Annotated in this window: 25 protein-coding genes; 17 read left to right on the plus strand and 8 right to left on the minus strand. The window is 71.7% G+C overall.

Annotated features, from left to right (window positions below; genetic code table 11):
• Positions 1-305 precede the first annotated feature (305 nt).
• A complete protein-coding gene (locus tag KUV85_RS14630) occupies positions 306-1,211 on the minus strand; it encodes an AEC family transporter (RefSeq protein ID WP_219960625.1) in 906 nt (301 codons plus the stop codon).
• A gap of 29 nt (positions 1,212-1,240) precedes the next feature.
• Positions 1,241-2,254 carry a LacI family DNA-binding transcriptional regulator gene (locus KUV85_RS14635; RefSeq protein ID WP_219960626.1) on the minus strand — a complete coding sequence of 338 codons (1,014 nt, stop codon included), beginning with the start codon at positions 2,252-2,254 and terminating at the stop codon, positions 1,241-1,243.
• 131 nt (positions 2,255-2,385) lie between these two features.
• Between KUV85_RS14635 and KUV85_RS14640 the strand changes: the two genes are divergently transcribed.
• The 7 genes from KUV85_RS14640 to KUV85_RS14670 all read left to right on the plus strand — a co-directional run bounded on the left by KUV85_RS14640 (position 2,386) and on the right by KUV85_RS14670 (position 9,431).
• Positions 2,386-2,976 (plus strand): TRAP transporter small permease, encoded by a 591-nt coding sequence (locus KUV85_RS14640; protein WP_219960627.1) that lies wholly within the window; start codon positions 2,386-2,388, stop codon positions 2,974-2,976.
• Positions 2,973-4,247, plus strand: a complete 1,275-nt coding sequence (locus KUV85_RS14645) for a TRAP transporter large permease (protein WP_219960628.1) — start codon at positions 2,973-2,975, stop codon at positions 4,245-4,247. The genes KUV85_RS14640 and KUV85_RS14645 overlap by 4 nt, the downstream gene beginning before the upstream one ends.
• 70 nt (positions 4,248-4,317) lie before the next feature.
• Positions 4,318-5,319, plus strand: a complete 1,002-nt coding sequence (locus KUV85_RS14650; protein ID WP_219960629.1) for a DctP family TRAP transporter solute-binding subunit — start codon at positions 4,318-4,320, stop codon at positions 5,317-5,319.
• Complete coding sequence (locus KUV85_RS14655; protein ID WP_219960630.1) at positions 5,316-6,323, plus strand: phosphotriesterase family protein; 1,008 nt, start codon at positions 5,316-5,318, stop codon at positions 6,321-6,323. Before KUV85_RS14650 ends, KUV85_RS14655 begins: the two co-directional genes overlap by 4 nt.
• A complete protein-coding gene (locus KUV85_RS14660) occupies positions 6,320-7,174 on the plus strand; it encodes a shikimate dehydrogenase (protein ID WP_219960631.1) in 855 nt (284 codons plus the stop codon). Before KUV85_RS14655 ends, KUV85_RS14660 begins: the two co-directional genes overlap by 4 nt.
• Positions 7,171-7,638, plus strand: a complete 468-nt coding sequence (gene aroQ, locus KUV85_RS14665) for a type II 3-dehydroquinate dehydratase (protein WP_219960632.1) — start codon at positions 7,171-7,173, stop codon at positions 7,636-7,638. The genes KUV85_RS14660 and aroQ overlap by 4 nt, the downstream gene beginning before the upstream one ends.
• On the plus strand, positions 7,638-9,431 hold the full coding sequence (locus tag KUV85_RS14670) for a sugar phosphate isomerase/epimerase and 4-hydroxyphenylpyruvate domain-containing protein (RefSeq protein ID WP_219960633.1): 1,794 nt from the start codon (positions 7,638-7,640) through the stop codon (positions 9,429-9,431). The genes aroQ and KUV85_RS14670 overlap by 1 nt, the downstream gene beginning before the upstream one ends.
• 25 nt (positions 9,432-9,456) lie before the next feature.
• On the opposite strand, the gene KUV85_RS14675 is transcribed toward KUV85_RS14670, so the two are convergent.
• Positions 9,457-10,233 carry an IclR family transcriptional regulator gene (locus tag KUV85_RS14675; RefSeq protein WP_219960634.1) on the minus strand — a complete coding sequence of 259 codons (777 nt, stop codon included), beginning with the start codon at positions 10,231-10,233 and terminating at the stop codon, positions 9,457-9,459.
• Between the two features lie 91 nt (positions 10,234-10,324).
• Between KUV85_RS14675 and pcaH the strand changes: the two genes are divergently transcribed.
• Genes pcaH through pcaC form a run of 4 tightly spaced genes read left to right on the plus strand, consistent with a single transcriptional unit; the run spans position 10,325 to position 14,098 of the window.
• Positions 10,325-11,134 (plus strand): protocatechuate 3,4-dioxygenase subunit beta, encoded by an 810-nt coding sequence (pcaH, locus tag KUV85_RS14680; RefSeq protein WP_237690149.1) that lies wholly within the window; start codon positions 10,325-10,327, stop codon positions 11,132-11,134.
• Positions 11,131-11,700 (plus strand): protocatechuate 3,4-dioxygenase subunit alpha, encoded by a 570-nt coding sequence (pcaG, locus tag KUV85_RS14685; protein ID WP_219960635.1) that lies wholly within the window; start codon positions 11,131-11,133, stop codon positions 11,698-11,700. The genes pcaH and pcaG overlap by 4 nt, the downstream gene beginning before the upstream one ends.
• On the plus strand, positions 11,697-12,923 hold the full coding sequence (locus tag KUV85_RS14690) for a lyase family protein (protein WP_219960636.1): 1,227 nt from the start codon (positions 11,697-11,699) through the stop codon (positions 12,921-12,923). Before pcaG ends, KUV85_RS14690 begins: the two co-directional genes overlap by 4 nt.
• Complete coding sequence (pcaC, locus tag KUV85_RS14695; RefSeq protein ID WP_219960637.1) at positions 12,920-14,098, plus strand: 4-carboxymuconolactone decarboxylase; 1,179 nt, start codon at positions 12,920-12,922, stop codon at positions 14,096-14,098. Before KUV85_RS14690 ends, pcaC begins: the two co-directional genes overlap by 4 nt.
• 57 nt (positions 14,099-14,155) lie before the next feature.
• On the opposite strand, the gene KUV85_RS14700 is transcribed toward pcaC, so the two are convergent.
• The gene (locus KUV85_RS14700) at positions 14,156-14,854 is read right to left on the minus strand and encodes an alpha/beta fold hydrolase (protein ID WP_219960638.1); all 699 of its coding nucleotides are present in this window, start codon (positions 14,852-14,854) and stop codon (positions 14,156-14,158) included.
• Positions 14,855-14,920: 66 nt separating this feature from the next.
• Positions 14,921-15,427: a MaoC family dehydratase gene (locus KUV85_RS14705; RefSeq protein WP_219960639.1), complete on the minus strand. Its 507-nt coding sequence runs from the start codon at positions 15,425-15,427 to the stop codon at positions 14,921-14,923.
• A gap of 55 nt (positions 15,428-15,482) precedes the next feature.
• Here KUV85_RS14705 and KUV85_RS14710 point away from each other — a divergent pair, with 55 nt between their 5' ends.
• The 4 genes from KUV85_RS14710 to KUV85_RS14725 all read left to right on the plus strand — a co-directional run bounded on the left by KUV85_RS14710 (position 15,483) and on the right by KUV85_RS14725 (position 19,841).
• A complete protein-coding gene (locus KUV85_RS14710) occupies positions 15,483-16,670 on the plus strand; it encodes a thiolase family protein (RefSeq protein ID WP_237690150.1) in 1,188 nt (395 codons plus the stop codon).
• Between the two features lie 117 nt (positions 16,671-16,787).
• Positions 16,788-17,543, plus strand: coding sequence for an SDR family NAD(P)-dependent oxidoreductase (locus KUV85_RS14715; protein ID WP_219960641.1), 756 nt, complete (start codon positions 16,788-16,790; stop codon positions 17,541-17,543).
• Positions 17,544-17,592: 49 nt separating this feature from the next.
• Positions 17,593-18,774: an acyl-CoA dehydrogenase family protein gene (locus KUV85_RS14720; RefSeq protein ID WP_219960642.1), complete on the plus strand. Its 1,182-nt coding sequence runs from the start codon at positions 17,593-17,595 to the stop codon at positions 18,772-18,774.
• Entirely contained in the window at positions 18,771-19,841 is a 1,071-nt protein-coding gene (locus tag KUV85_RS14725; protein WP_219960643.1) for a phosphotransferase family protein, read from the plus strand. The genes KUV85_RS14720 and KUV85_RS14725 overlap by 4 nt, the downstream gene beginning before the upstream one ends.
• A gap of 73 nt (positions 19,842-19,914) precedes the next feature.
• On the opposite strand, the gene KUV85_RS14730 is transcribed toward KUV85_RS14725, so the two are convergent.
• Both KUV85_RS14730 and KUV85_RS14735 read right to left on the minus strand, forming a co-directional pair.
• Positions 19,915-20,283 (minus strand): hypothetical protein, encoded by a 369-nt coding sequence (locus KUV85_RS14730; protein WP_219960644.1) that lies wholly within the window; start codon positions 20,281-20,283, stop codon positions 19,915-19,917.
• 32 nt (positions 20,284-20,315) lie between these two features.
• Positions 20,316-20,681 carry a hypothetical protein gene (locus KUV85_RS14735; RefSeq protein ID WP_219960645.1) on the minus strand — a complete coding sequence of 122 codons (366 nt, stop codon included), beginning with the start codon at positions 20,679-20,681 and terminating at the stop codon, positions 20,316-20,318.
• A gap of 109 nt (positions 20,682-20,790) precedes the next feature.
• On the opposite strand from KUV85_RS14735, the gene KUV85_RS14740 reads away from it, so the two are divergent.
• The gene (locus KUV85_RS14740; RefSeq protein ID WP_219960646.1) at positions 20,791-21,912 is read left to right on the plus strand and encodes an acyl-CoA dehydrogenase family protein; all 1,122 of its coding nucleotides are present in this window, start codon (positions 20,791-20,793) and stop codon (positions 21,910-21,912) included.
• A 69-nt stretch (positions 21,913-21,981) separates the two neighbouring features.
• Here KUV85_RS14740 and KUV85_RS14745 read toward each other — a convergent pair whose 3' ends face one another.
• The gene (locus tag KUV85_RS14745; protein ID WP_219960647.1) at positions 21,982-23,292 is read right to left on the minus strand and encodes an FAD-dependent oxidoreductase; all 1,311 of its coding nucleotides are present in this window, start codon (positions 23,290-23,292) and stop codon (positions 21,982-21,984) included.
• 69 nt (positions 23,293-23,361) lie between these two features.
• On the opposite strand from KUV85_RS14745, the gene KUV85_RS14750 reads away from it, so the two are divergent.
• Positions 23,362-25,017 carry an MFS transporter gene (locus KUV85_RS14750; protein ID WP_219960648.1) on the plus strand — a complete coding sequence of 552 codons (1,656 nt, stop codon included), beginning with the start codon at positions 23,362-23,364 and terminating at the stop codon, positions 25,015-25,017.
• Position 25,018: the final 1 nt, after the last annotated feature.

The following is a 25,018-nucleotide window of genomic DNA, read 5'->3' on the forward strand; positions in this document are numbered from 1 at the left end:
CCGTACTCGGCCGCGGCATGCGTGCCGTGCAGACGGCGCTCACTGCACCACCTCGGCAAGCTCGTCGTGTCACCGACGTGTCGAACACATCCAACGCCCGTCGCGGTCCGTTGGCTGCGGGGCAGCACACTCGCTCCCGGAGGTGCCTATTCCCTTCCGCAGCCTCGGACAATCCCGATGCCGCGGGTTGCGGCGGCGCCAATCGTGGCGAGATCGGAAGTGGTGGGCCAGTCTCCGTTGACCACGCGGATCCTCCGCGACGGAGCGGCTCGGGTTCCTGCGGTGCGTGGGGCCACGCCATTCGATCAGGCGGCGGCCACGCCGACGACGGCGTACACCCCGAGGCTGAGGACGAGGCTGGTCAGCAGGAGGCCAGCGCCGAGCCGGGTGCCGAGTCGGTGGGCCGAGGCGAAGGTGACCACGACGAACCCCAACGGCGTGGCGCCGAGCATCAGCAGGACGCCGCGGTCGAGCGCGTCGAGGCCGAGGGCCACCGAGAGCGTCGCGGCCGTCGCGAGCCCCATCGCGAGACGTGCGGTGACCAGGAGGCCGAGGGGGGCCCAGCGGTCCACGCGCTCGGCCACGAGTCCGCAGCCCAGGGCGACCATCGCGAGGCTGGCCGAGGAGAACGGCGCGATGCTCTCGGTCACGGCGGCCGGCAACCGCACACCGGCGACGTTGAGGGTGAGTCCGCCGAGCATGGCGTAGAGGATCGGCGTGCGCAGGACGCTGCGAGCGGCGCGACGACCTGCACCACCCGTCGCCGTGCCGGTCCCCGGAGCCGCTCGCGCTGCGACCGCGAGCACGACCGTCGCCACCAGGAAGCCGTGTGCCAGGTCGAAGGCCGCCACGCGTACGACGCCCTCAGGCCCATGGACGGCGCCGACGAACGGGATGGCGAAGGCGCAGTTGACCACCATGAACGCCGTCGTCACCACGGCCCGGTCCGCCGGGTCGCTCGCGGCCTTCGGTCCCAGCCAGCGACCCACGACGTACCCGACCGCCACCATGACGACCGCGGACGCCGGGAACACCGCCAGCCGTGGCCCGACCTCGGCGTGTGCCACGGCGGGGAGCACCAGTGCCGGCAGGCAGACGTAGAAGTTGAGCGCCAGCAGGAACCGGCCGTGGTCGCCCTCGCCGACGCCGGTGCGCCGCAGGACGTGGCCGACGAGCAGCCCGAGCAGCACGGGACCGATGGCAGCGACCACGATCCCGTGACGCTAGTGCGGCCGGACGATCACCGGGAGGCGGTTGCCGGGGTTGCCAGTCCGGAGGAGCCCCGCAGCACCAGGCTGGTGGGGAGGCGGACGTGCCGGGGGTCTCCCTCGGCGCGGCCGGCGCCGCTCTTGAGCAGGTCCAGCAGCATCTCCACCGCCACCCGGCCGGCGTGGGCGTCGGGGCCGCCCAACGTCGTCAGTGTCGGCGTGGTGAGCTCGGCGGCGAAGATGTCGTCGAACCCGACGACGCTCACCTCCTCCGGCACCCGTACGCCGCGCTCGGTGAGGCGGCGCATCATGCCGATCGCCAGCAGGTCGTTGTGCGCGATGAGCGCGGTCGGCCGCGACCGCAGGGCGTTGTCGGCGGCCGCGCCGCCGTTGGCCACCGTCGGCGTGTACGGGCCGATGCGCCGTGCCTGCAGGCCGTGCGCCTCGGCGCCGGCGCTCAGCGCCGCCCACCGTGCGGCCCCCATCCACGATCCCGGCGGCCCGGCGCAGTAGGTGAACTCCTCGTGCCCCATCGACGCCAGGTGCTCCAGGATCTGCCGGCACCCGTCCCCGGTGTCCATCGCCACACTCCACAGCGGGTCCAGCTCGCGGTCGACGAGCACCACGCGATGCTTGGCCGCGAGGTTGCGCAGGTCCTGGTCGGGCAGGCGACTGGCCGCCAGGATGAACCCGTCCACCGATCGGGTGAGCCCGTGGATCTGGTCGCGTTCGATGGTCGGCGACTCCTCGGCGTTCACGATCACCAAGGTGTTCTCCGACGCCTTCGCGCGTTGCTCGGCGCCCCGGATCAGCTCGAAGAAGTGGGGGTTGGCGATGTCGGAGATGACCATCGCGATGGTCTTGTGGCGTCCCGTCTGCAGCGCTCGCGCGTGGGGGTTCGGCACGTAGCCGAGGCGTTCCGCGGCCGCCACGACCGTCTCGCGGGTCCCCCGGCCGACACGTTCGGGGCGGCCGAACGCACGGGACACCGTGGACGGTGCCACGCCCGCCTCGAGGGCGACGTCGTAGATGGTCGGCTGCTCCACGGGCCCCATCAAGCCACACCGATGGCAACTTTGGCAACCGATTGCAGTTGTTGCGGCAAGGTTTCTAACGTCCGTGGAGTGTGACCGTTCGCACACGGCACACCGATCAGTCAGTCCGAGAGGAGCTCACCGTGGGTACCCACGAGCCACCCCCAGGGTCCGCGCCGACGCCGCCGCCCAGCACCGCGCGCCGCGTCCTCCGCGTGGTCACCGCCGTCGAGATCGGGTTGGCCGGCCTCGCCGCCGCCCTGATCTTCGTCCTGGTCCTGCTCCAGGCCGGGCAGCGCTACCTGCCCGTCGACGGCTGGACCTGGACCGGCGAGCTGGCGCGGTACGGCCTGGTCTGGGTCACCTTCACCGCCGCCGGCGTACTGGTCACCCGCGACGGCCACATCGCGCTCCAGCTGGTCGACGAGCTCCGCTCCGAGCTGGTCGTCCGCGTCGTCCACGTCTTCGCCCTCCTGGTGGTCGCCGCGACCGGCGTCGGGTTCGCCCTCGCCTGCTGGTCGCTGATCCAGGAGTCCGGCACGCTGACCACGCCCTCGCTCGGGATGCCGATGCAGTACGTCTACCTGCTGCCGCTCCTCGGGTTCGTCAGTACGGCGATCCGCGCCGCCGTCGCCGCCGTCCAGGTGGCGATGCGCGGCGTCGCCGCGGCCGACCAGTCCGCCGACCTGGCCATCCAGGTCAACGGTCCGTACGACCGGGGGGCCTCCGCATGACCGTCGCACTCCTGCTCGCCGCCATCGGCCTGCTGCTCCTCCTCCGCGTCCCGGTGGCCTTCGCCTTCCTCGGGCCCGGCCTCTCCTACCTCGTCCTCACCGACCAGTCGCTCGGGCTGGCGATGCGCCTGATCACCAACGCGACCGCCAGCTTCCCGCTGCTCGCCGTGCCGCTGTTCGTCCTGCTGGGCGTGATGGCCAACCACGCCGGCATCGCCGACCGCCTCTTCGACTTCGCCCTCGCACTCTTCGGCCGCGTCCGCGGCGGCCTGGGCTACGTCAGCGTCGGTGTCAGCCTCGGCTTCTCCTGGATGAGCGGCTCGGCCGTCGCCGACGCCGCCGCCCTGAGCAAGGTCGAGATCCCGACGATGCTGCGCAACGGCTACTCCCGGCGCTTCGGGCTCGGTGTCGTCGGCGCGTCCGCGCTGATCGCCCCCGTCATGCCACCCAGCATCCCGGCCGTCATCTACGCCGGCATCGCCGCGGTCTCCACCGGCGCCCTCTTCGCCGCCTCGGTCATCCCGGCCCTGCTGATGGGCGCCGGCCTGTGCGTCGTCGTCTTCTGGATGGTCCGCCGCCAGCCCGACATCGTGCACACCGGCTTCTCCTGGTCCCGGCTGGGCCAGACCGGCAAGCGCGTCCTCGGCCCGGCACTGGCGCCGGTGATCATCCTCGGCGGCATCCTCGGTGGCGTCTTCACCCCGACCGAGGCAGCCGCGGTCGGCGCCTTCTACATGCTGGTGCTCGGCTTCTGCTACCGCACGCTCCACCTGCGGGACCTGCCGCGGATCTTCTCCGAGACCGTCATGACCACCGCGGCGATCATGCTCATCGTCTCCTCCGCCTCCCTGCTGGGCTACGTCCTCGCCCGCGAGCGGGTCCCCCAGGAGCTCTCCGAGCTGGTCCTCGGGCTCACCGACAACGGCACGGTCTTCCTGCTGCTGGTCGCTGCCCTGATGCTCGTCCTCGGCACGGTGATCGACCCGACCGCCGTACTGGTGCTGGTCGTCCCGATCCTGATGCCCATCGGCCTCCGGCTCGACGTCGACCCGATCGTCCTGGGCGTCCTGATGATCCTCTCGCTGATGATCGGGCTGCTCACACCTCCGGTCGGCACGGTGCTCTACGTCCTCAGCTCGACGATGGAGGTCCCCGTCGGCGAGGTGTTCAAGGGATCCCTGCCCTTCATCGTCCCGCTGGTCGCCGTCTGCGCCGCGATCATCGTCTTCCCCGGCTTCGTGACCTGGCTGCCCACACAGCTCGGCCTCTGACCCCACCCGACAACAACCCGCACCCACACCATCCAGGAACGCACCCCCGGGTGCGCAGGAAGGAACCACCATGAAGATCCACCGCTCGCTGGCCGCCTCCGCGGTCGTTGCCCTCCCGTTCGCCCTCGCCGCCTGCGGTGGCGGTGGCAGTGGCTCCGAGGACGGCAGCACGTTGACCCTGGCTCACAGCTACACCGAGGACCAGCCGCAGCACACCTGCGGCGCCGAGGTCATCAAGCAGGGCGTCGAGGACGCCGGCGTCGGCCTCACCGTCGAGATCTTCGCCAACAGCCAGCTCGGCGGCGACGCCGACCGCATCGCCTCGGTCCAGTCCGGCGACATCGACATCGACATCCAGGGCGCGAGCGCCCTCGCCGCCGTCCACGAGCCGGTCGGGGTCGTCGACGCCGCCTACGCCTTCGAGGACGCCGCCGCCCTGGACAACTACTTCAGCAACGGCGCCGCCGACGACCTCAAGGAGGACTTCAAGTCCGCCGCCGGCGTCTCCATCCTCGGCGCCTGGTCCGCGGGTGCACGCCAGTTCACCGCCAACGAGCCCATCCAGACCCCGGACGACCTCTCGGGACTGCGGATGCGCTTCCCCGGCTCGCCCCAGTTCCTCCTCAACGCCCAGGCGCTCGGCGCGAAGGCCACCGAGGTCGCCTACGAGGAGCTCTACCTCGCCCTCCAGCAGGGCGTCGTCGACGGCCAGGAGAACCCCATCGTCAACATCGAGGCGACCAACCTGGTCGAGGTGCAGGACTACGTCTCGATGTCCAGCCACCAGCAGAACTCCAACCTGATCGTGGCCAGCTCGGCGTACGACGACCTCAGCGGTGAGCAGCAGACCGCGGTGGACGACGCGGTCGCCGACGCGGTCTCGCAGATGCCCGAGTGCGTCGAGGAGGCCGAGGCCGAGATCGTCGACGGCTGGGAGTCCGAGGGCTCGGTCGAGATCGTCGACGACGTCGACACCGACGCCTTCGAGGAGCAGACCGACGCCTGGTTCCGCGACAACCTCGAGGGTGACTCGCTCGCCGTCTACGAGTCGATCAAGGACTCGCAGGAGTGAGCCGCCCCCATGAGCGAGGCGGACCGGTCCCCACCTACCGGGGACCGGTCGCTCCGGAGGACCTGGGCTGGACCCTGACCCACGAGCACCTGTTCGTCCTCAGCCCCGAGCTCGATCGCGACTACCCCCACCCCGAGTGGGACGCCGACGCCGCCGTCGAACGCGCCGTCGCCGGGCTCGAGGACCTCTGGGACCTCGGGGTCCGCACCGTGGTCGACCTCACGGTGCCCGGGCTGGGGCGCGACGTCGACCTGGTCGCCCGGGTCGCGTCACGGGTCCGGGTCAACCTGGTCGCCTCGACCGGCTGGTACGCCGACGAGGTGCTGCCGCCGTACTTCCGCACGCACGGGCCGGACCGGCTCGTCGGCGGGCCGGACCCGTTGGTGGAGATGTTCCGACGCGACGTCACCGAGGGCATCGGCGACAGCGGGGTGCGGGCCGGCATGCTCAAGGTCGTCACCGACACCCCCGGCTTCACCCCGGACGTCGAGCGGGTGATGCAGGCGGCCGCCACCGTCCACCGCGAGACCGGTGTCCCCGTCACCACCCACAGCAACCCGCACCGTCGCAACGGGCTGGACCAGGCGGCGTACCTGGTCGAACGCGGTGTCGCGCCCGACCACGTCGTGATCGGGCACAGCGGCGACGCGGAGGACCTCGACTACCTCCTCGCCCTGCTCGACACCGGGGTGACGCTCGGGATGGACCGGTTCGGCATGGCCCACACCGGCAGCGACGAGACCCGTCTCGACATGGTGGTGGAGCTGCTCGCCCGGGGACACGCCGATCAGATGGTCCTCTCCCACGACGCGGCGTACTTCAGCCGCGTGACGCCGCCGTCGTGGCGGCGCGATCACACCCCGGAGTGGACCCACGACCACCTCAGCCGCCGGGTCCTGCCCGCACTGCTGGAGCGTGGTGCCCGTCGCGAGGACGTCGACCAGATGATGGTCCACAACGCTGCCCGCCTGCTGGCGCCGGCTCCCGTGGAGGTGGCGGTGTGAACACTCTCGGGACGGCGTACCGCGTCGGCTTGCTGGGGCACGGCATCGGTCCGTCCCTCACGCCGGCCATGCACGAGCGCGAGGCGGGCGCGTTGGGGCTGGACTATCGCTACGAGACGATCGACCTGCTCGACCGGGAGGACGCCGACCTCGGTGCCGAGCTCGACCGGCTCGAACGCGAGGGGTTCGTCGCCGTCAACGTCACGCACCCGTTCAAGCGCGCCGTGCTCGAGCACGTGCACGACGTCAGCGACGCCGTACGCCGCATCGGCGCGACGAACCTGGTGCTGCTGGGGGAGCGACGCGTCGCCCACAACACCGACTACGCCGGCTTCCGGGACGCGCTGGAGGACTTCGTGCAGGGGTGCCATGACGGCCCCGTCCTGCAGGTCGGGGCCGGCGGCGCCGGCCTGGCGACGGTCTGTGCGCTGCTCGACCTCGGCTTCGACGACGTCGTGGTCCACGACCGCTCCGAGCCGGCGGCCGGTGACCTGGTGGCACGCCTGGGGGAGGGGCGCCCCGGCCTGCGCAGCTCGGGGGGTGACCTGGCGGCATGGGTCGGTCGCGCCGCGGGCGTGGTGCACGTGACGCCGACCGGGATGCGCGAGCACCCCGGCGTCGCGCTCGACGTCGACCGGCTCCCGTCCGCCGCCTGGGTCGCCGAGGTCGTCTACCGGCCGCTGGAGACGGAGCTGGTGCAGCGTGCCCGCGGCCGTGGCCTCGCCGTGCTCGACGGCGGCGCGATGGCGGTCGGACAGGCGTTGGAGAGCCTGCGGCTCATCACCGGCCTGGACCCCGACGCCCACCGGGTCCACGCCCACTTCACCGAGCTCGTCGGGACCGGCCCGTGATCGTCCACGTCCTCAACGGACCGAACCTCAACCTGCTCGGCCAACGCGAGCCGGGGCTCTACGGCCGGGAGGGCCTCGAGGAGGTGGCGGCACGCTGCCGCTCCCTGGCCGCATCGCTCGGCTCGGAGGTGGACTTCCGACAGTCCAACCACGAGGGCGAGCTGGTCACTTGGCTCCACGAGTGCGGCGCCGACGTCGCGTCCGGACGCAGCGTCGGCGCGGTGCTCAACGCGGGCGCCTACACCCACACCTCGGTCGCGCTGCGCGACGCGATCGTCGGGGCGTCGGTCCCCGTCGTCGAGGTCCACCTGACCAACGTGCACGCCCGCGAGGAGTTCCGTCACCACTCCCACCTCTCCCCGGTCGCCCGGGGCGTCGTGGTCGGGCTCGGTGCGACCGGGTACGAGCTCGCGATCCGCGCGCTGCACGACCTCGCCCGCGACCACGGCCCACTGGAGGAATGATGCGTCACTCGATCGCCACCGTCTGCCTGTCGGGCAGCCTCGAGGAGAAGATGGACGCGGCGGCCGCCGCGGGTTTCGACGGGATCGAGGTCTTCGAGCCCGACCTCGTGGTCGGCGCCCTGAGCCCGGAGGAGATCCGGGCCCGTGCGGATCGGCTCGGGCTCACCCTGGACCTCTACCAGCCGTTCCGGGACTTCGAGGGAGTGACCGAGGAGCTCCTGGCCGACAACCTCCGGCGGGCCGAGGAGCGGTTCCGGGTGATGAACCGACTGGGCATCGACACCGTCCTGGTCTGCAGCAACGTCGCCACGGCCACCGTCGACTCCGACGAGGTCTCCGCCGCACAGCTGCGCCGGCTGGGCGACCTCGCCGCGGCGTACGGCGTCCGCGTCGCCTTCGAGGCGCTCGCGTGGGGTCGCTACGTCGACGACTACCGCCGGGCGTGGCGCATCGTCGAGCTGTGCGACCACCCGGCCGTGGGCACCTGCCTGGACAGCTTCCACATCCTCTCCCGCGGGCACGACCCGTCCGCGATCGAGGCCATCCCCGGCGAGAAGGTCTTCTTCGTCCAGCTCGCCGACGCACCCAGGCTGTCGATGGACGTCCTGAGCTGGAGCCGGCACCACCGCCTCTTCCCCGGCGAGGGCGACTTCGACCTGGCGGCGTTCGTCGGTCACGTCGTGGCCACCGGCTACGACGGACCGCTCTCGCTGGAGGTCTTCAACGACATCTTCCGACAGACCGACACCGCACGGACGGCCCGCCACGCGCGGCGCTCCCTGACCTGGCTGGAGGACCAGGCAGCACGCCGGTCGGCCGGCACCGACCTGGGCACGATCCCCCGGGTGCAGTCGCCGTCGGGAGTGGACTACGTCGAGGTCAAGGCCGAGGACACCAGCGCGGTCGAGACCATGTTGTCCCAGCTCGGGCTCACCTTCCGCGGCCAGCATCGGACCAAGCCGGTGCGGCTGTGGTCGTCGGGGTCGGTCCGGGTGGTCCTCAACGAGCAGCACGCCCGTGACCGGGAGCCCACCCTGGCCGGCGTGGGCCTGCAGGTCGAGGACGCGGTCGCCTCAGCCGCACGCGCCGACGCACTGGGGGTCAGCGCCGTACCGCGGCGCACCCAGGCGGGCGAACAGCGCCTCACCGGGTTCGCCGCACCGAGTGGCCTCGAGGTGTTCGTCAACGACAGCCACCCCGACGGCGAGCCGCGCTGGACCGACGAGTTCGAGCACGGCCGACCGGACGAGCGCGCCACCTACAGCCACGTCGACCACGTGAACCTCGTCCACACCTGGGCCGAGCACGACGAGGCGGTGCTGTTCTGGACGAGCCTCCTCGGACTGCAGGCGCCGCCCTCGACGGAGGTCGCGAGCCCGCAGGGCCTGGTGCGCAGCCAGGTGATGCGGTCGGCCGACGGTGCCATCCGGTTCCCGATGAACGTCGCCCCCGCGGTCGGTGGCACCTACCCCGAGCACGTCGCGCTGGCGTGTGACGACATCGTCGCGGTGGCGCAGGCGGCCCGGGAGGCGGGGATGGACTTCCTGCACGTGCCGGCCAACTACTACGACGACCTCCGCGCCCGGTTCGGGCTCCCCGAGGACGAGCTGGCGCTGCTCCGCGAGCACGACCTGCTCCACGACCGCGATCGGCACGGCAGCTTCCGGCACTTCTACACCCCCGTCGTCGGCCGACTGTTCCTCGAGGTCGTGCAGCGCATCGGGGAGTACGACGGCTACGGCGCCGACAACGCGCCAGTGCGGCTCGCGGCCCAGTCCCGCCACCGCCGCTGACGGTCCTTCCGGCGCCTGCAGTCCGTCAGGAGTCGGGAGCTGCCACCGCGGGCAGGTGCCGCAGGGCGCGCTCGATGCCCCGGGCGGCGACATCGAGGCCGGCGACCAGGCGCGGCCGGTCGCGCCGCAGGTCGGGCACCACGACACCGAGGGCCGCCACGACGCCGTCCCGCTGGAGCACCGGCACGGCGACCGAGCAGGCGCCCGGGCTCATCTCCTCGGCCGTGCTGGCCCACCCCTCGCGACGGGCCCGTGCCAGTTGGCGGCGCAGCAGCCCCGGCTGGGTGATGGTGTACGCCGTCACCGCGGTCAGCGACCCGAGTGCGGCGTCGCGGACCTCGGGTGGGGCGTGGGCGAGGAGCACCTTGCCCACACCGGTCGTGTGCAGGGGGAGCCGCGACCCGATGGTGCTCACGATCGGCACCGAGGTGCTGCCGCGGAGCCGGTCGACGTAGAGCACCTCGAGCCCGTCGCGCACGGCCAGGTGCACGGTCGCGCCGGTGGCGGCGAACAGGTCGTGCAGGTGCGGTGACGCCGCCTCGCGCAGGCCCGTCTGCACCGGCGCGAGCAGGCCCAGGTCCCACATCCGGCGGCCGAGGACGTAGTCACCGACGGGGGTGCGCACGAGGGCGCCGAAGTCCACCAGCTCACCGACCAGGCGGTGGACGGTGGAGAGCGGCAGGTCGGCGCGGCGGGCGAGCTCGGTGAGTCCCAGCCGGCGGTGGTCCTCGTCGAAGGCGGCGAGCAGCGACAGGACGCGCCGGGAGACGGTGGCGCCTGCCTCACGCGTGTTCCCGGCCATGCGGCCAGTCTGCCCGAGACGGCCGGATGACTTCCACTGAGCAGAAGTGCAGGGATGCTCGGTCGGTGCCGCCGGCCCTACGGTCGTCCGTGTGACGACCTCTCCTGCCTCCGTCGAGCGCGACCCCGTGACCGGGTTGCCGACCCAGGGCGTGGTGTCGGCCGAGATCGAGCAGATCGCCGAGGACCACGCTCGTGCGGGCGTCGAGGAGACCCAGCCGCGGCTGGACTACGCGCCGTACCGCTCCAGCCTGCTCCGCCACCCGACCAAGTCGCTGCACCAGGTCGACCCCGAGGGCGTCGAGCTGTGGGCCCCGTGCTTCGGGGAGCGCGACGTCGACCCGCTCGAGGCGGACCTGACGATCCAGCGCGGCGGCGAGCCGATCGGCGAGCGGATGGTGGTGACCGGCCGGGTCCTCGACGGCGAGGGTCGGCCGGTGCGGCACCAGCTCGTCGAGGTCTGGCAGGCCAACGCCGGAGGACGCTACGTGCACCAGCGCGACCAGCATCCCGCGCCGCTGGACCCCCACTTCACCGGCGTCGGCCGATGCCTGACCGACGCCGAGGGCTGGTACCGCTTCACCACCATCAAGCCGGGGCCCTATCCGTGGCGCAACCACCACAACGCCTGGCGGCCGGCCCACATCCACTTCTCGCTGTTCGGCACCGGGTTCACCCAACGGCTCGTGACGCAGATGTACTTCCCGGGCGACCCGCTGTTCGCGCTGGACCCGATCTACCAGTCGATCGTCGACCCGCGGGCCCGCGCGCGGCTGGTGGCGGCGTACGACCACGACCTGACCGAGCACGAGTGGGCGACCGGCTACCGCTGGGACATCGTGCTGACCGGCACCCACCGCACGCCGACCGACGACGACACCGACCACGAGGACGAGGCATGAGATCGGTCGAGACCGACGTGACCCCGACGCCCGGACAGACCGTCGGCCCATTCTTCCACTACGCGCTGCCCTACGACGGTGACCGTGACCTGGTGGCGCCCGGCACGGCGGGCTCGGTCCTGCTCCACGGCACGGTGACCGACGGGGCCGGGGCGGGCATGCCCGACGCGCTCGTCGAGATCTGGCAGGCGGCCCCGGACGGCCGCATCCCCCGGCGCCAGGGCTCGCTGCGCCGCGACGGCCACACCTTCACCGGGTTCGGCCGGTCCACGACCGACCGGACGGGCCGCTACGCCTTCACCACACTCCTGCCCGGCGGCGTCGACGGGGGACTGCCGTTCTTCGCCATGACCGTCTTCGCCCGCGGCCTGCTCCACCGCCTGCTCACGCGCGCCTACCTGCCGTTGGACGGCGCCACGCCGGACGCCCTGCTGTCCGCCGTCGGCGAGGAGCGGGCAGGGACCCTGGTGTGCGTGCCCGACGAGGACGGCCTGCGGTTCGACATCCGGCTGCAGGGCGAGGGGGAGACCGTGTTCCTCGACCATCGGGGACACTCGTCGGCGTGAGCACCTTGTGGTGGCCCGGTGACCACCGGGCCGGGACCCTGATGAGCGACCACGCCCTGCTCGCCACCATGGTGCGGGTCGAGCAGGCGTGGCTGGACGAGCTGGTCGCGCACCGCGTCGCGCCCGCCAACGCCGCCGCGGACCTGTCGGTGCTGCCACTGCCCGCAGTGGAGGAACTCGCAGTGTCGGCCGAGGCCGGCGGCAATCCCGTGATCCCCCTGCTGCAGGCACTCCGCGCTGCGGCGCCCGAACCGACGGCGACCTGGCTGCATCGCGGCCTGACCAGCCAGGACGTGCTCGACACGTCGCTCGTGCTGTGTGCGCGTGCCGCCGTGACCGTCGTACGCCGCCAGCTGGCCGACCAGGTCGACCTGCTCGCCGCGCTGGTGCGCGAGCACCGCCACACGCCGATGGTGGCCCGGACGCTCACCCAGCCGGCGGTGCCCACCACCTTCGGCGCCAAGGCAGCAACGTGGCTCCAGGCGGTCCTCGATGCCGACGAGCGGCTGGCGTCGCTGGCGTGGCCCGTGCAGCTCGGTGGCGCCGCCGGCACCCTGTCCGCCGTCGTCGAGCTCGCCGGGACCGACACGGCGCGGGACCTGCGGACCACGTTCGCCGCGCGGCTCGAGCTGGCGCCGTCGACGCCGTGGCACACCCGCCGGACGCCGATCACCACGCTGGGCGACGCGGCCGTCACGGTGACCGACGCCGCAGGTCGGCTCGCCAACGACGCGCTCGCCCTGGGGCGCCACGAGGTCGGCGAGCTGCGCGACGGCTCCGCGGGTGGCTCCTCGGCCATGCCGCACAAGGCGAACCCCACCCTCGCGGTCCTGGTCCGGCGGGCGGCGCTCACGACCCCCCAGGAGGCGGCGACGCTCCACCTCGCCGCGGCCCAGCAGGTCGACGAGCGGGCCGACGGCGGCTGGCACGCCGAGTGGCACCCCCTGTCGCTGTTGCTGCGCCGGACCGTCGTGGCGGTCGCCCAGACGACGGACCTCGTGCGCGGCCTGGAGGTCGACACCGACCGGATGGCGCACAACCTGGCCGCGGTGGCACCGGCGCTGCACGCCGAGCAGCGTGCCGTCGCCGAGCTGACCGGGCGACCGACGTCCGAGACCTACCTCGGCGTGCTCGACGACCTCGTCACCGAGACGCTCGGCCGTGCCGCCGAGCACCCAAGCGCCACTGACACCACCGACAGCGCGACCCGGGAGCGCCCGTGAACTTCCCCCTCGTCCACCTCGGCGGCAACGCCGAGCTGCCGCTGCTGGTCCTCGGTCCCTCGCTGGGGACCTCCGCCGAGTCGCTGTGGGGCCCGGCAGCCGCCCGGCTCGGGGAGGACTTCCACGTCCTCGGCTGGGACCTGCCCGGCCACGGGCGCCACCGGGGAACCGTCGACGCGGTCTCGGTCGAGGGGCTGGCCGACCTGCTGCTGACGGCGCTCGACGAGGTCGTCGGCCCGCAGGTGGCCTTCGACTACGCCGGCGACTCCCTCGGCGGGGCCGTCGGCCTGCAGCTGCTCCTCGACGCGCCCGAGCGGGTGCGGACAGCGACGCTGCTGTGCACGGGTGCGCGGATCGGTACGCCGGAGTCGTGGGCGGACCGGGCTGCCGGCGTACGCGCCTCCGGCACGGCGTCGCTGGTGGCGGCCTCGGCCGAACGCTGGTTCGCCCCGGGCTTCCTCGACCGGGACCCGGACCACGGGTCCGCGCTGCTCCATGCGCTCGCCGAGGTCGACGACGCGGGGTACGCCGCCTGCTGCGACGCGCTCGCGAGCTTCGACGTGCGGGACCGCCTCGGGCAGATCACGCGGCCCGTGCTCGCCGTGGCCGGCGAGCACGACCAGCCGACCCCGCCGGACTCACTGCGCGAGATCGCCGACGGCGTGGCCGCGGGACGCACCGTGGTCCTGCCCCACGTGGCACACCTCGCGCCGATCGAGGCGCCGGGCGACGTGGCGGACCTGATCCGTGCCCATGCCCGCGGCACGCCGGTGCCGCAGGATCGCGACCGCCTGACGGTGGCGGAGGTCCGCGACGCGGGGATGGCGGTACGCCGCGAGGTGCTGGGCGATGCCCACGTGGACCGGGCGACGGCCGCGACCACGGACCTCATCGTCGACTTCCAGCGGTTCATCACCGAGTACGCCTGGGGCGGCATCTGGACCCGCCCCGGGCTCGACCGTCGGTCGCGATCGATGACCACCCTGACCGCCCTGATCGCGCGCGGCCACCACGCCGAACTCGCCATGCACGTGCGTGCGGCGCGGCGCAACGGCCTCAGCGTGGACGAGATCAAGGAGGTGATCCTGCAGTCCGCGATCTACTGCGGCGTGCCTGACGCCAACACCGCCTTCAAGATCGCTCAGGAGACCCTCGCCGCCGAGGGGGAGGACTGATCCGGCCTCGAGACGGCGCCGGTCCTCGGACGGGGCTGGGGACACGCCCAGGCGTCGTCAGTGCCCGGATGCGACGATCAGGTCCGCGAGGTCGCGCGGGCGGGAGTACATCGCGAGATGGCCCGCGTCGAGGTCGACCACGGTGCACCCGCCGATCGCGTCGATGGCGGCTGCCTGTTGTTCGGGAGGCAGGGTCTGGTCGAGGGTGGTCCGGATGTAGGTGACGGCGTCCATTGCCTTGAGCCCGCTCAGGTCGCTCGCCTCCGACAGGAGCGCGGTCGTGTCCGCCTGCATCTCCCCGAGCGCCACGGTCGCCGTCTCCTCCTCCATGTCGTTGCACAGGGCGACACGTGCTGTCGCTTCGTCCAGCGCGTAGGTGCCGTCCCCGGACCCGGCCAGCACCGCCTCCCTGATGTCGGGATCGATGTTGTCGGCGATGGCCTCGCCGTGCGGCGGGATGGTGCAGGCCACGAGCACGCAGGAGCGGAAGCGACCAGGGAGGCGGTTGATCAGGTGCGCAGCGGTGAGGCCCCCTGCGGAGTGGGCAACCAGGACCGCGTCCCTGGCGTCGGCGGCCAGTACGTCCTCGGCAGCGGCCGACACGAAGTCGTCGAGGGTCACGTCGGCGAGGCGCCGAGGACGCGCACCGCGCCCCGGCAGGTCCACCACCACGGCCGGCCCGTCCAGGTGGGGTGACACGAACCGCCAGCTGGCGCCGGCGTAGTTGGCGCCGTGGATCAGGACGTAGGTGGTCATCGACACCCCTTGGCAGTGGAACGGCTGCGGGACGGATCACCCCGGCGCGATTGAATTGAGTTCAACTTAAGGGGCGCGGTATGGGGTGTCAATGGGTCGGTCCCCGGGTGACGTCGGTTCGGGAAGCACGAGCATGAGCGCTTCGGCGACACAGGCCGGCCTGGTGCCCCCATCGACCTCGACCGTGTAGCGGACCCGTCCGAGAGCGCCGGCGCCCGTGTCGTCGACGGCGACCAGCTCTGCCCGCGCGCGTATGCGCTCTCCCGCGTGGACGCTGGCCGGGAATCGGACGCGATCGAGGCCGTAGTTCACCGCGCGTCCCACGGCGTCGAAGTCGAAGATGCCCGAACTCAGGCGTGGCAGGAGTGAGAGCGTCAGGTATCCGTGCGCGATCGTGCCCCCGAGGTCGCTGGTCGCAGCACGCTCCGGATCGACGTGGATCCACTGCCAGTCCTCGGTCACGTCGGCGAAGGCGTCGATCCGCCCCTGGTCCACCACGAACCACGGTCCCGCGCCGAGGTCCTGTCCGGCAGCCGAGCGGAACGCGTCGACGCCGTGGAAGGTGTGTGCCATGCTAGCCTCCTGAAACGAATTTAGTTCAGTAATCTAACGCATGAGGAGAACCGACGTGCAACGAACCGCTGCCGAGCCCATCGTTGTCGTCGATGGGGCACGTACGCCGATCGGGAGCTTCGGCGGCATGTTCAACGAGGTCCCCGGTTTCGAGTTGGGAGCCGCTGCGACCCGCGAGGCCCTGCGGCGTTCCGCGGTCGGCGCCGACGCGGTCGACGAGGTGGTGATGGGCTGCATCGGGCAGGTGGGCCCCGACGCCTACAACGCCCGGAGGGTCGCGCGAGCCGCTGGGATGCCGCACGGCGTGCCCGCCTACACCGTGAATCGACTGTGCGGGTCAGGACTGCAGGCGGTGTGGTCGGCCGCGATGCAGATGCGGTGGGGCGGTGTCGACATCGCCGTCGCCGGCGGGGACGAGTCCATGACGCGCATGCCGTTCTACGACTACGGAGCCCGCAACGGCTACCGGCTGGGGGACCGGTCGCTGGTCGACGGCACGGTGGCCATGCTGACCGATCCGTTCGGTGGCGTGCACATGGGCGTCACTGCAGAAAACGTGGCCGCCAAGTACGGCGTGACCCGGGAGGAGCAGGACCGGTTCGCGGCCGAGTCACAACGCCGCGCGGCGACCCCGGCTGCGCAGGCCGCGTTCGCCGAGGAGATCGTTCCGGTCGAGGTCGGGGGCCGCCGCCCGTTCACCGCCGAGATCGACGAACACCCCAAGCCGGGCACGACCGTGGAGACCCTGGCCGGGCTGCGACCTGCCTTCAGGGCTGACGGCACCGTCACTGCCGGGAACTCCTCGGGAATCAACGATGGTGCAGCGGCGCTGGTGCTGGCGCGGTCATCGGTCGCCCTCGACCGCGGGCTGACGCCGCTGGTCTCGCTGGAGGCGGTCGCGACCGCGGCGATGGAGCCGGAACTGATGGGGTACGCACCGGTCCTCGCGCTGCAGACGTTGTTCGAGCAGACCGGCACGCAGCCGTCCGACATCGGCATCATCGAGCTCAACGAGGCCTTCGCCGCACAAGCGGTCGCCTGCATCCGCGACGCTGGTCTGGATCCCGAACGAGTGAATCCCTACGGCGGTGCGATCGCGTTGGGTCACCCCGTGGGGGCGACGGGCGCCAACCTGACCCTGCGCGTCGCGAAGGACATGGCCCGTCGCGACCTCGAGCTGGGCATCGTCACGATGTGCATCGGCGGGGGCCAGGCGCTCGCCGCACTCTTCCGGCGAGTGTGAGACGGCCCGACGAGTTGCGGTCGCCGGGATGCGTCGTGCCGCACGTCCGGGGCCACCAGCCACGCCCCACCCGGGCAGTCGATCCCTGACTGCCCGAACCAAACCAGGAGGACATGCATGAGTAGATTCGAGGGCCGCGTCGCCGTCGTCACCGGTGCAGCGCGCGGGATCGGTTTCGGTACCGCGCGGCGCCTGGCCGAGGAGGGCGCGGCGGTCGCCGTCGTCGACCTCGACGAGTCCGCCGCGGAGGAGGCCGCCGGCCGACTCCCGGGGACGGCGATCGGGGTCGGTTGTGACGTCGCCAACGCGTCCGGCGTCGCGGACGCCATCTCGCGAGTGGTCGAGGAGTTGGCGGGGATCCACGTGCTGGTGAACAACGCCGGCGTCACCCGCGACAACCTGCTCTTCAAGATGACCGAGGACGACTGGGACGTGGTCATGAACGTCCACCTCAGGGGTGCGTTCCTGATGACCAGGGCCGTCCAGCAGCACTTCGTGGAGCAAAGGTACGGCAAGGTGGTCAACCTCTCCAGCGTCTCTGCCCTGGGCAACCGCGGCCAGGCCAACTACGCCGCGGCCAAGATGGGCGTGCAGGGCCTCACGCGCACGCTCGGCATCGAGCTCGGCCCGTTCGGCATCAACGTCAACGCCGTCGCGCCCGGCTTCATCGCCACCGAGATGACCGACGCCACCGCGGCCCGGCTGAAGATGGACGTCGAGGAATTCCGCCAACTCAACGCCGAGGGCAACCCGGTCAAGCGCGTCGGCTTCCCCGAGGACATCGCCGCCGCAGTCGCATTCCTGAGCAGTGACGAGGCGTCCTACATCACCGGCCAGACGCTGTACGTCGACGGTGGTGGAAAGCTCGGGTGACATCGAGCGGGCGGCCAACCTCCACACCTGTGACACCGAAGGACGAGACATGACTGACCTGACCAGGCGCACGCGCGACTTCGTGAAGGACACCGTGCTGCCGCTCGATGACGAATTCGACGGCGACATCGAGGCAGCAGGCGGCGACGTCCTGCGCCGCCGTCTTCAGGAATCGGCGCGGGGTGCGGGTCTCTTCGCCCCGCACGCGCCCGCGGACTGCGGCGGGCACGGACTCGGGATGGTGGAACGGGCCCCCGTCTTCGAGGAGGCCGGCTACTCGCTGTTCGGGCCGTTGGCGGTGGGCATCGCCGCGCCGGACGAGGGCAACGTCCACCTGCTCGACCACGTCGCGACCGATGCGCAGCGAACGCGGTACCTGCAGCCGCTGGCGCGAGGCGAGATGCGTTCGGCGTTCGCCATGACCGAGCCGTCGCCGGGGGCGGGCAGCGACCCGTCCGCACTGTCGACCCGGGCGACCAAGGTCGACGGTGGCTGGGTGGTGAACGGGCGCAAGTGGTTCATCACCGGCGCGGACGGCGCTTCCTTCTTCATCACCATGGCCCGCACGAGCGGCGAGCCCGGTGGTGCCGGCGCAGCCGGAGCGGGCGGGGCCACGATGTTCCTCATGCCGACTGAGACCGACGGCCTGGACGTCGTACGCCACGTCGGCACGGTGGATCGATCGATGGTCGGCGGGCACTGCGAGGTGCGCTTCGCCGACGCGTTCGTACCCGACTCCGAGGTGCTGGGTGGGGTGGACGAAGGCTTCCGGTACGCGCAGGTCCGCCTCGGCCCGGCCCGGATGACCCACGTGATGCGCTGGACCGGTGCAGCACGACGAGCGCACGAGGTCGCGATGCGACACGTGATCGCCCGGGAGGCCTTCGGCTCCCGGATGTCGGACCTGGGGATGGTCCAGCAGATGATCGCTGACAACGAGATCGACCTGGCTGCGACCCGCGCCCTGCTCCGAGTCGCGTGCGAGGAGCTCGACGCCGGCCAGCGGGCCTCGGAGTCGACATCGATCGCGAAGACCTTCGCGGCGGAGGCGCTCCACCGAGTCGTTGATCGCGCCACCCAGATGTGCGGCGGCCTGGGCGTGTCCACCGAGCTCCCGATCGCGCGGATCGCACGGGAGATCCGTCCGTTCCGGATCTACGACGGACCGTCCGAGGTGCACCGGTGGTCGATCGCCAAGCGCGCTGTCCGACGGGCAGGGGAGGGCCGATGAGTCCCGCTGTGGGCAGCGCCGACGCCTCCGCGCTGAGCACCGAGGAACTGGCCGCCGTCGCCGACCGGATGGCCCGGGCCGGCGCAGACCTGGCCGGCCCGCTGAGCGCGCGACTGATCGCGGGTGGGCGTTCCAACCTGACCTACCGGCTCCAGGACCTCGCCGCCGAGGACGGCCGGGCCTGGGTCCTGCGGATGCCACCCCGCCGTGGGCGCACGCCGTCCGCACACGACGTGGCCAGGGAGTTCCGGGTGACCAGCGCCCTGGCGTCGACGGTGGTGCCGGTCCCACCCGCGGTGGTGCTGTGCGAGGAGGAGACGGCCCTCGGGTTGCCGTTCGCCGTCACCGAGTTCGTCGACGGACGCACGATCCAGTCCCGCCGGGACCTCGAGTCCCTCGAGGACGGCACCCTCGACACGGTCGTGGGTGCACTGTGCGGGACCCTCGCCGCTCTCCATTCGGTGGACCACGTGGCGGTGGGGCTGGAGCGCTTCGGTCGTCCCGACGGGTACGCCGCCCGGCAGGTACGCCGCTGGTCGGGTCAGTGGGAGATCGTCGGCGATCCCCCACTCACTCCGCTCGCGACGGAACTCGGCCAGAAGCTGGCGGCCACGACCTTCCGGCAGCAGTCGACGGGGATCGTGCACGGCGATTACCGGATCGACAACACCCTGTTGGCCTTCGACGACGGCGCCGGGGGCGGCGTCGCCGCCCGGGTGGCGGCGGTCGTCGACTGGGAATTGTCGACGATCGGCGATCCGGTGGCCGACGTGGCGATGATGTGCGTCTACCGTCACTCGGCCCTGGACCTGGTGCTCGGCGAGCCGAGCGCGTGGACCAGCGACCGCTTGCCCGACGCTGACGCCCTCGCGGCAGCGTACGGCTCCGCGGGCGGGGTGGAGCTTGTCGACTGGGACGCCCATCTCGCGCTGGGCTACTTCAAGCTGGCGGTCATCGCGGCTGGCATCGACCACCGTTACCGCGCCGGTGCGACCCACGGTGAGGGCTTCGACTCCGCTGGGCAGGCGGTCGAGCCGCTACTCCGAGCGGGTCTGCAGCGGATCTGACGAGCCGATCACCACGGTCGCAGGGGCGGGGCCCGCCACCGTGATCCCGCTCGCGCCGGTGTGGCGGCCAGGGTCAGTCGGTGAAGCGCAATTTCGGCGTGCGGCAGATCAGCAGGCGACGGATCCTCTCGCCGGACTCGTCGAGGAGAGCGCTCGCGTTGAAGGAGGCTTCGAACTCGCCCCGGCGCCGGGTCTCCCCGAGGACCAGCTCGCTGTCGCCCACGTGAGCACCCTGCAGGATGTGGTGGACCAGCGTGCTCTTCTCGCGCTGGGCCAAGTAGCCCACCAGCGCCTCGCGGTCTCCGCTGAACTCGGCCGAACCCTCGCTGGTCGCGAAGAAGATCGAGAGCTGGAAGTCCTCGGTGATCATCCCCAGCACCCGGTCGGGCTCCGTTCCGTCCAGGATGTCGAACCAGCTGCGAAGCAGGGGAGTGTCGGTCACGGTGCCTCCGTCGTTGTGGGAAATCGTGCCTGTCAGTCCGTGGGGAGCAGGGCGAGGTCGGGGTCGAATGCCACCTGGTAGGCCGTGATCAGGCCGTCGACGACACGGACGGAGGCCAGGAAGTGGCCGGTCGTGACCCGCTCGTTTTCCATCACCGCGCCGTAGACGAACTCCAGGTCGCCGGCCGTGGCGGTCCGGAACGGTACGTGGCGGCGTACGACCTCGCCGCGCCCATTGAGGTAGTCGACCAGCTCCTGCCGGGTATGGCCACGAACGGCGCCGCCGGGGAGAAGGATGGCGAAGTGCACGTCCGCGGCGACCAGCGCCATCGCGTCATCGATCTCGTCGGCGTCGACGTGGGCGTAGTACCGGGTCAGCGTGACGGGCTCCATGCGCATGACTTGAAGTTAGTTCAATTCGCTTGCGGTGTCCAGTGGCCTCGGGGCTTGCCCGGGCTGCCGAGAACCCCTAAAGTGAACTGAACTCAATCCAGTTAGGAGCTGGGACGTGCGCAACCCGTGGCCCGAGTCCGACCCCGCCGTGATGGCCCCCGTGAACGAGCACGAAGAACTGCGGGAGGTGGTCCGCGCACTCCTGCGCAAGCACGCCAACCACGAGCAGGTGCGGGCGGCAGCGGACTCCGAACTGGGGTACGCGCAGGACCTGTGGCGGCGCCTCAACGCCGAGCTGGAGGTCGGGCAACTGGCCGTGCCGGAGGCGCTGGGTGGGCACGGCTACGGCGTACGAGAGCTCGGGGTGCTCCTCGAGGAGACGGCGGCTGCCCTGGTGCCCGAGCCCTTCCTCGCCTCCAGCGTGCTGGGGGTACAGGCCCTGGTGGCCGCGGAGGATCCCGGCTCGGTGGCGGACCTGCTCACGGCCGCCTCGACGGGGCAGCGGGTCGTCACGCTGGCGTCACTGGACTCCGCGACACCCGCGTTGGCGGCAACGCGGTCCGGTGATGGCTGGACCGTCAGTGGATCGATGCCCCGGGTGCTGCAGGGGGCCGCGGCCGACACCGTCGTCGTTGCGGCCGCGGGTCCTGACGGTCCGGTGCTGCTTGCGGTGGAGACTGCGGCTGCGCGGGTCGAACCGCTCACCGGGATCGACCTCACGCGCCGACTCGCCGACATCGCCGTCGACGCGGCGCCGGCTCGTCTGCTGGTCGGTCCCGTCGACGCACGACCCGCCATCGCGCGACTCCAGTTGCTGTCCCGAGCGGCGGTGGCCTGCGAACACGCGGGTATCGCGGCCGAACTGCTAGACCGCACGCGCGAGTACGTCAGCGAGCGGGAGCAATTCGGACGTCCGATCGGCTCCTTCCAGGCCGTCAAGCACCGACTCGCCGACGTCCTGGTCGCCGTGGAGCGTTCCCGGTCAGCCGCCCGCTACGCGGCCGCGGAGCTGGACGGCACGTCCGAGGGTGCCGAGCTCGCCGTAGCGGTGGCGGCTGCCGTCTGCACCGATGCAGCGGTGCACGCAGCCCAGGAGGCGATCCAGTTGCACGGCGGCATCGGCTTCACCTGGGAACATCGTGCCCATTACTACTACCGCCGCGTCCTCGGGGACGAGGGGCTCCACGGGTCGGCGAGCGCCGCGCGGGCACGCGTCGCGGACCTGATCGGCATCTGAACCGGTCGACGCGGCCGCAGCGTCCGGCCATCGCTTCGTGTGCCCATTCGGCGGGCGACCGCCGCCGTCTCAGCTGGCAGCGGTCTCCGCTGCGGTGAGGCCGAAGACGAGGGCGGAGGCGAGTCCGCCGGCGTACGCGCGATTCCACAGGCCGCCGGTGTCGGAGCCGGCCGCCAGCAGCCCGTGGATCGGTGCACCGTTGCCGTCGAGCACTCGCGCCCGGTCGTCGATGCGAATTCCGTGGAAGGGGAAGGTGACTGCGGGCTCGCACTCGATGACGTACCAGGGTCCCTCGTCGAGCGGGAGAGCGTCCTTGGCGCGCCCGGGGGCCACGGAGCCATTCTGCGCTGCTGCGTTGTACTCCTCGATGCGTGCGCGGATCTCCGCGCCGTCGTACCCCCATTCCTCGGGCAGGTACGCCAACTCGTCGAGCTCCTGGGCCAGGCCCACCCGGCCACCGCGCTTGTTGGCCAGGGCGAACTTGTCGACGGAGACCGCTCCTTCGACGTAGGCGGTCACCATCCAGTCCCGATGTACCCGCGCGTCGGCGATCAGGAGGCCGCGCGACTCACGCTGGTCGAGGAGGGCAATGGTGGTGAGGTGGTCGCCGAGCGTCTCGTCGGTGAAGCGCTCGTTGTCCAGGTTGAACAGCAACGCGTGCTCGCTGTAGTAGAGCGAGAGGTCGACGAAATCGGCCGTGTCGGCGAACGGGACGTGGCTGGGCACCAGGTGGCCGTAGAACCCGGCGTCCTCCGGGCCGGTCGCTGCACCGACCGTCTCGGCCAGTCGGTAGCCAGCCCCGGTGCTGTGGGGATTCGAACGCAGCTGCATCGCGCCGGCTCGGGGGTGGATCTTCGTCGCCAGGAGGTCAGGATCGCCCTGGAATCCCCCGGTCGCCAGCAGGGTCCAGCGGGCGTGGATGTCCTCGCCGCCGCTGGGGCCCTCGACCTCGGCCCCGACGATGCGTCCCTCGCTCCTGAGTAGTCGGCGGGTCGTGGTGCCGAGGCGCACTTCGCCGCCGCCCTCGGTGACCAAGCGCCGGCAGAGGTCGACGTACTGGTTGGTGTCGAAGGCGTGACCGCGGCCGAACCCCAGGATCGGGACGGCGTCGTGGCACTCGACGCCCACGGAGCGGATCCACCCGATGCCGGAGTCGAAGCGGTCGACCAGGGCGCGCTTGAGCGCGATGTCGCCATGGGGGTTCACCGCGTCCATGACCTCGTGCGTGGGAGCCGTCCAGGCGTAGCCCGCGTATCTCGCCGAGCCGCCGATGTCCTCTCCGACGTCGACCACCACCACCCGGAGGCCGTCGCGCGTGGCGCGTGCGGCGGCGGACAGCCCCGCCATGCCGGCGCCGATGACAAGCAGGTCGGTGTTCATCGTGAGTCCTCTCGACGTGTGACTTGGACTACCTTAGACTAAACCAACTTCAGTTTGGCAGGAGAGAGCGTGGATCGAGCAGCGACGAGGACGGGGCACAGCCTGCGGGCTGCGCTGGGGGTGCGGGCCCTGCCGCTGCTCCTCGGCGTGCAGCTTGCCAATGCGGTGGCGGTCTGGGTGCACGTGGTGGCCGTGCAGTGGATGCTCACCGTCCGCGGCGAATCTGCCTTCGTGATCTCGATGGCTCCCGCCGCCATGGCCGTGCCCTTCCTGCTGTTCGCGTTGCCGCTGGGGGTCGTGGTCGGCTACGCCTCCCGGGAGAAGCTGATGGTCGCCTCGACCAGTGTCTCTGCGCTCACGGCGCTCACGCTGGTGCTGGCGACCAGCGCCGGCCTCACACATCCGACAGTCCTGCTGGCGACGGTGGGCATGGTCGGCTCCGCCCTCGTCGTGGTCGGCGTCTCATGGCAGTCGCTCCTCCCGGAGGTGGTGGGTCGTGGGCTGGTGCCGGCCGCGTCCTTGTTGGACGGCGCCGTCTTCAACGTCGCCCGGGCCGTCGGGCCGCTGCTGGCCGGCATCGGGCTGGGGCTGTTCGTCCCGGCGGCGACCTTCGGTCTCGTGGCAGCACTCTTCGGTGGGTGTGCGCTGACGCTGGTCCTCCACCAGCGGCGGGCGACCCCCGGGCGCCGTGGCCCACGCCGCCCCGTCCTGCCCGCGATCGGTGGAGCGTTGCACTTCGCGCGTCACTCACCCTGGACCCGGCGACTGCTCTGGCGGATGACGATGTTCGGTCTCCCGGCCAGTGCCATGTGGGCCCTGGTCTCCCTCGTCGCCTACGAACGGTTCGACCTCGACTCCGACGGCTTCGGCGTGATGATGGCGCTCCTCGGCAGCGGTGCCGTGGTCGGCACGGTCACCCTCGGGCCCCTGCGACACCGCTGCAGCGTCAAGGTGTTCGCTGCCGCACTGTCCACGGTGTACGCCGCCACGTTGGTGGCACTCGGCTCCTTCGCGCCGCTCGGGCTCGTCGGGATCTTCCTGGTCCTGGGGGGCGTGGCGTGGGTCGGTGTGCAGAGCACCTGGATGATGCTGGCGCACCAGGCCCTGCCCGACTGGGTCCGTCCGCGCATCATCGCGCTGGTCCTCTTCCTGTTCCAGGGGACGCAGGCCCTCGGGTCCCTCGTGTGGGGTGTGGCTGCTGACCTGGTGGGACTCACGGGTGCGCTGGCGACCGCCGCGGTCATGATGGTGATCTCGGTCGCCGTCCTGCTGCGCTCCGGTCTGGGGAGCAGTGTCGGGATCGAACCAGTGCTGGCCGACGCCGACGCCTCGGTCGCTGCCGTGGCTGCCGAGGCCGGCGAGGGGCAGCTCGTGGTGCGCTATGACTACCGCGTCGACGAGAGCGCCGATGACCGCTTCGCGGAAGCCATGGCCCACCTGCGCCTGTCTCGCCTCCGCATGGGCGCACAGCACTGGAGCCTTACGAAGGACTCGGCGCAACCGGGTGTCTACACCGAGACCTACCGCGTCGCCAGCCGTGGAGACCTCCTCGAGCAGGAGACCGAGCGGTTGACCGTGCCGGAGCAGCGACTCCGGCACGCGGTCGCAGAGACCGCAGCACAGGTGTACGGCCCCTCGGTGGAGCCCGTGACCGCCTCCGGCGAGGGCGCGGTCGCCACGCAACCCGACGGGCAGGGAATCCGCGACACGGAGAGCGAGGAGTAGT

It is taken from the genome of Nocardioides panacisoli (genome assembly GCF_019448235.1).
In the GTDB taxonomy this organism is placed as follows: domain Bacteria; phylum Actinomycetota; class Actinomycetes; order Propionibacteriales; family Nocardioidaceae; genus Nocardioides; species Nocardioides panacisoli_A.

Coding starts and splice junctions, on each gene's coding strand:
- KUV85_RS14745 (WP_219960647.1), bottom strand. CDS start 23,292: ATGAACACCGACCTGCTTGTCATCGGCGCCGGCATGGCGGGGCTGTCC.
- KUV85_RS14670 (WP_219960633.1), top strand. CDS start 7,638: ATGCGTCACTCGATCGCCACCGTCTGCCTGTCGGGCAGCCTCGAGGAG.
- KUV85_RS14735 (WP_219960645.1), bottom strand. CDS start 20,681: ATGCGCATGGAGCCCGTCACGCTGACCCGGTACTACGCCCACGTCGAC.
- KUV85_RS14645 (WP_219960628.1), top strand. CDS start 2,973: ATGACCGTCGCACTCCTGCTCGCCGCCATCGGCCTGCTGCTCCTCCTC.
- KUV85_RS14715 (WP_219960641.1), top strand. CDS start 16,788: ATGAGTAGATTCGAGGGCCGCGTCGCCGTCGTCACCGGTGCAGCGCGC.
- KUV85_RS14700 (WP_219960638.1), bottom strand. CDS start 14,854: ATGACCACCTACGTCCTGATCCACGGCGCCAACTACGCCGGCGCCAGC.
- KUV85_RS14650 (WP_219960629.1), top strand. CDS start 4,318: ATGAAGATCCACCGCTCGCTGGCCGCCTCCGCGGTCGTTGCCCTCCCG.
- KUV85_RS14725 (WP_219960643.1), top strand. CDS start 18,771: ATGAGTCCCGCTGTGGGCAGCGCCGACGCCTCCGCGCTGAGCACCGAG.
- KUV85_RS14705 (WP_219960639.1), bottom strand. CDS start 15,427: ATGGCACACACCTTCCACGGCGTCGACGCGTTCCGCTCGGCTGCCGGA.
- KUV85_RS14675 (WP_219960634.1), bottom strand. CDS start 10,233: ATGGCCGGGAACACGCGTGAGGCAGGCGCCACCGTCTCCCGGCGCGTC.
- KUV85_RS14720 (WP_219960642.1), top strand. CDS start 17,593: ATGACTGACCTGACCAGGCGCACGCGCGACTTCGTGAAGGACACCGTG.
- pcaG (WP_219960635.1), top strand. CDS start 11,131: ATGAGATCGGTCGAGACCGACGTGACCCCGACGCCCGGACAGACCGTC.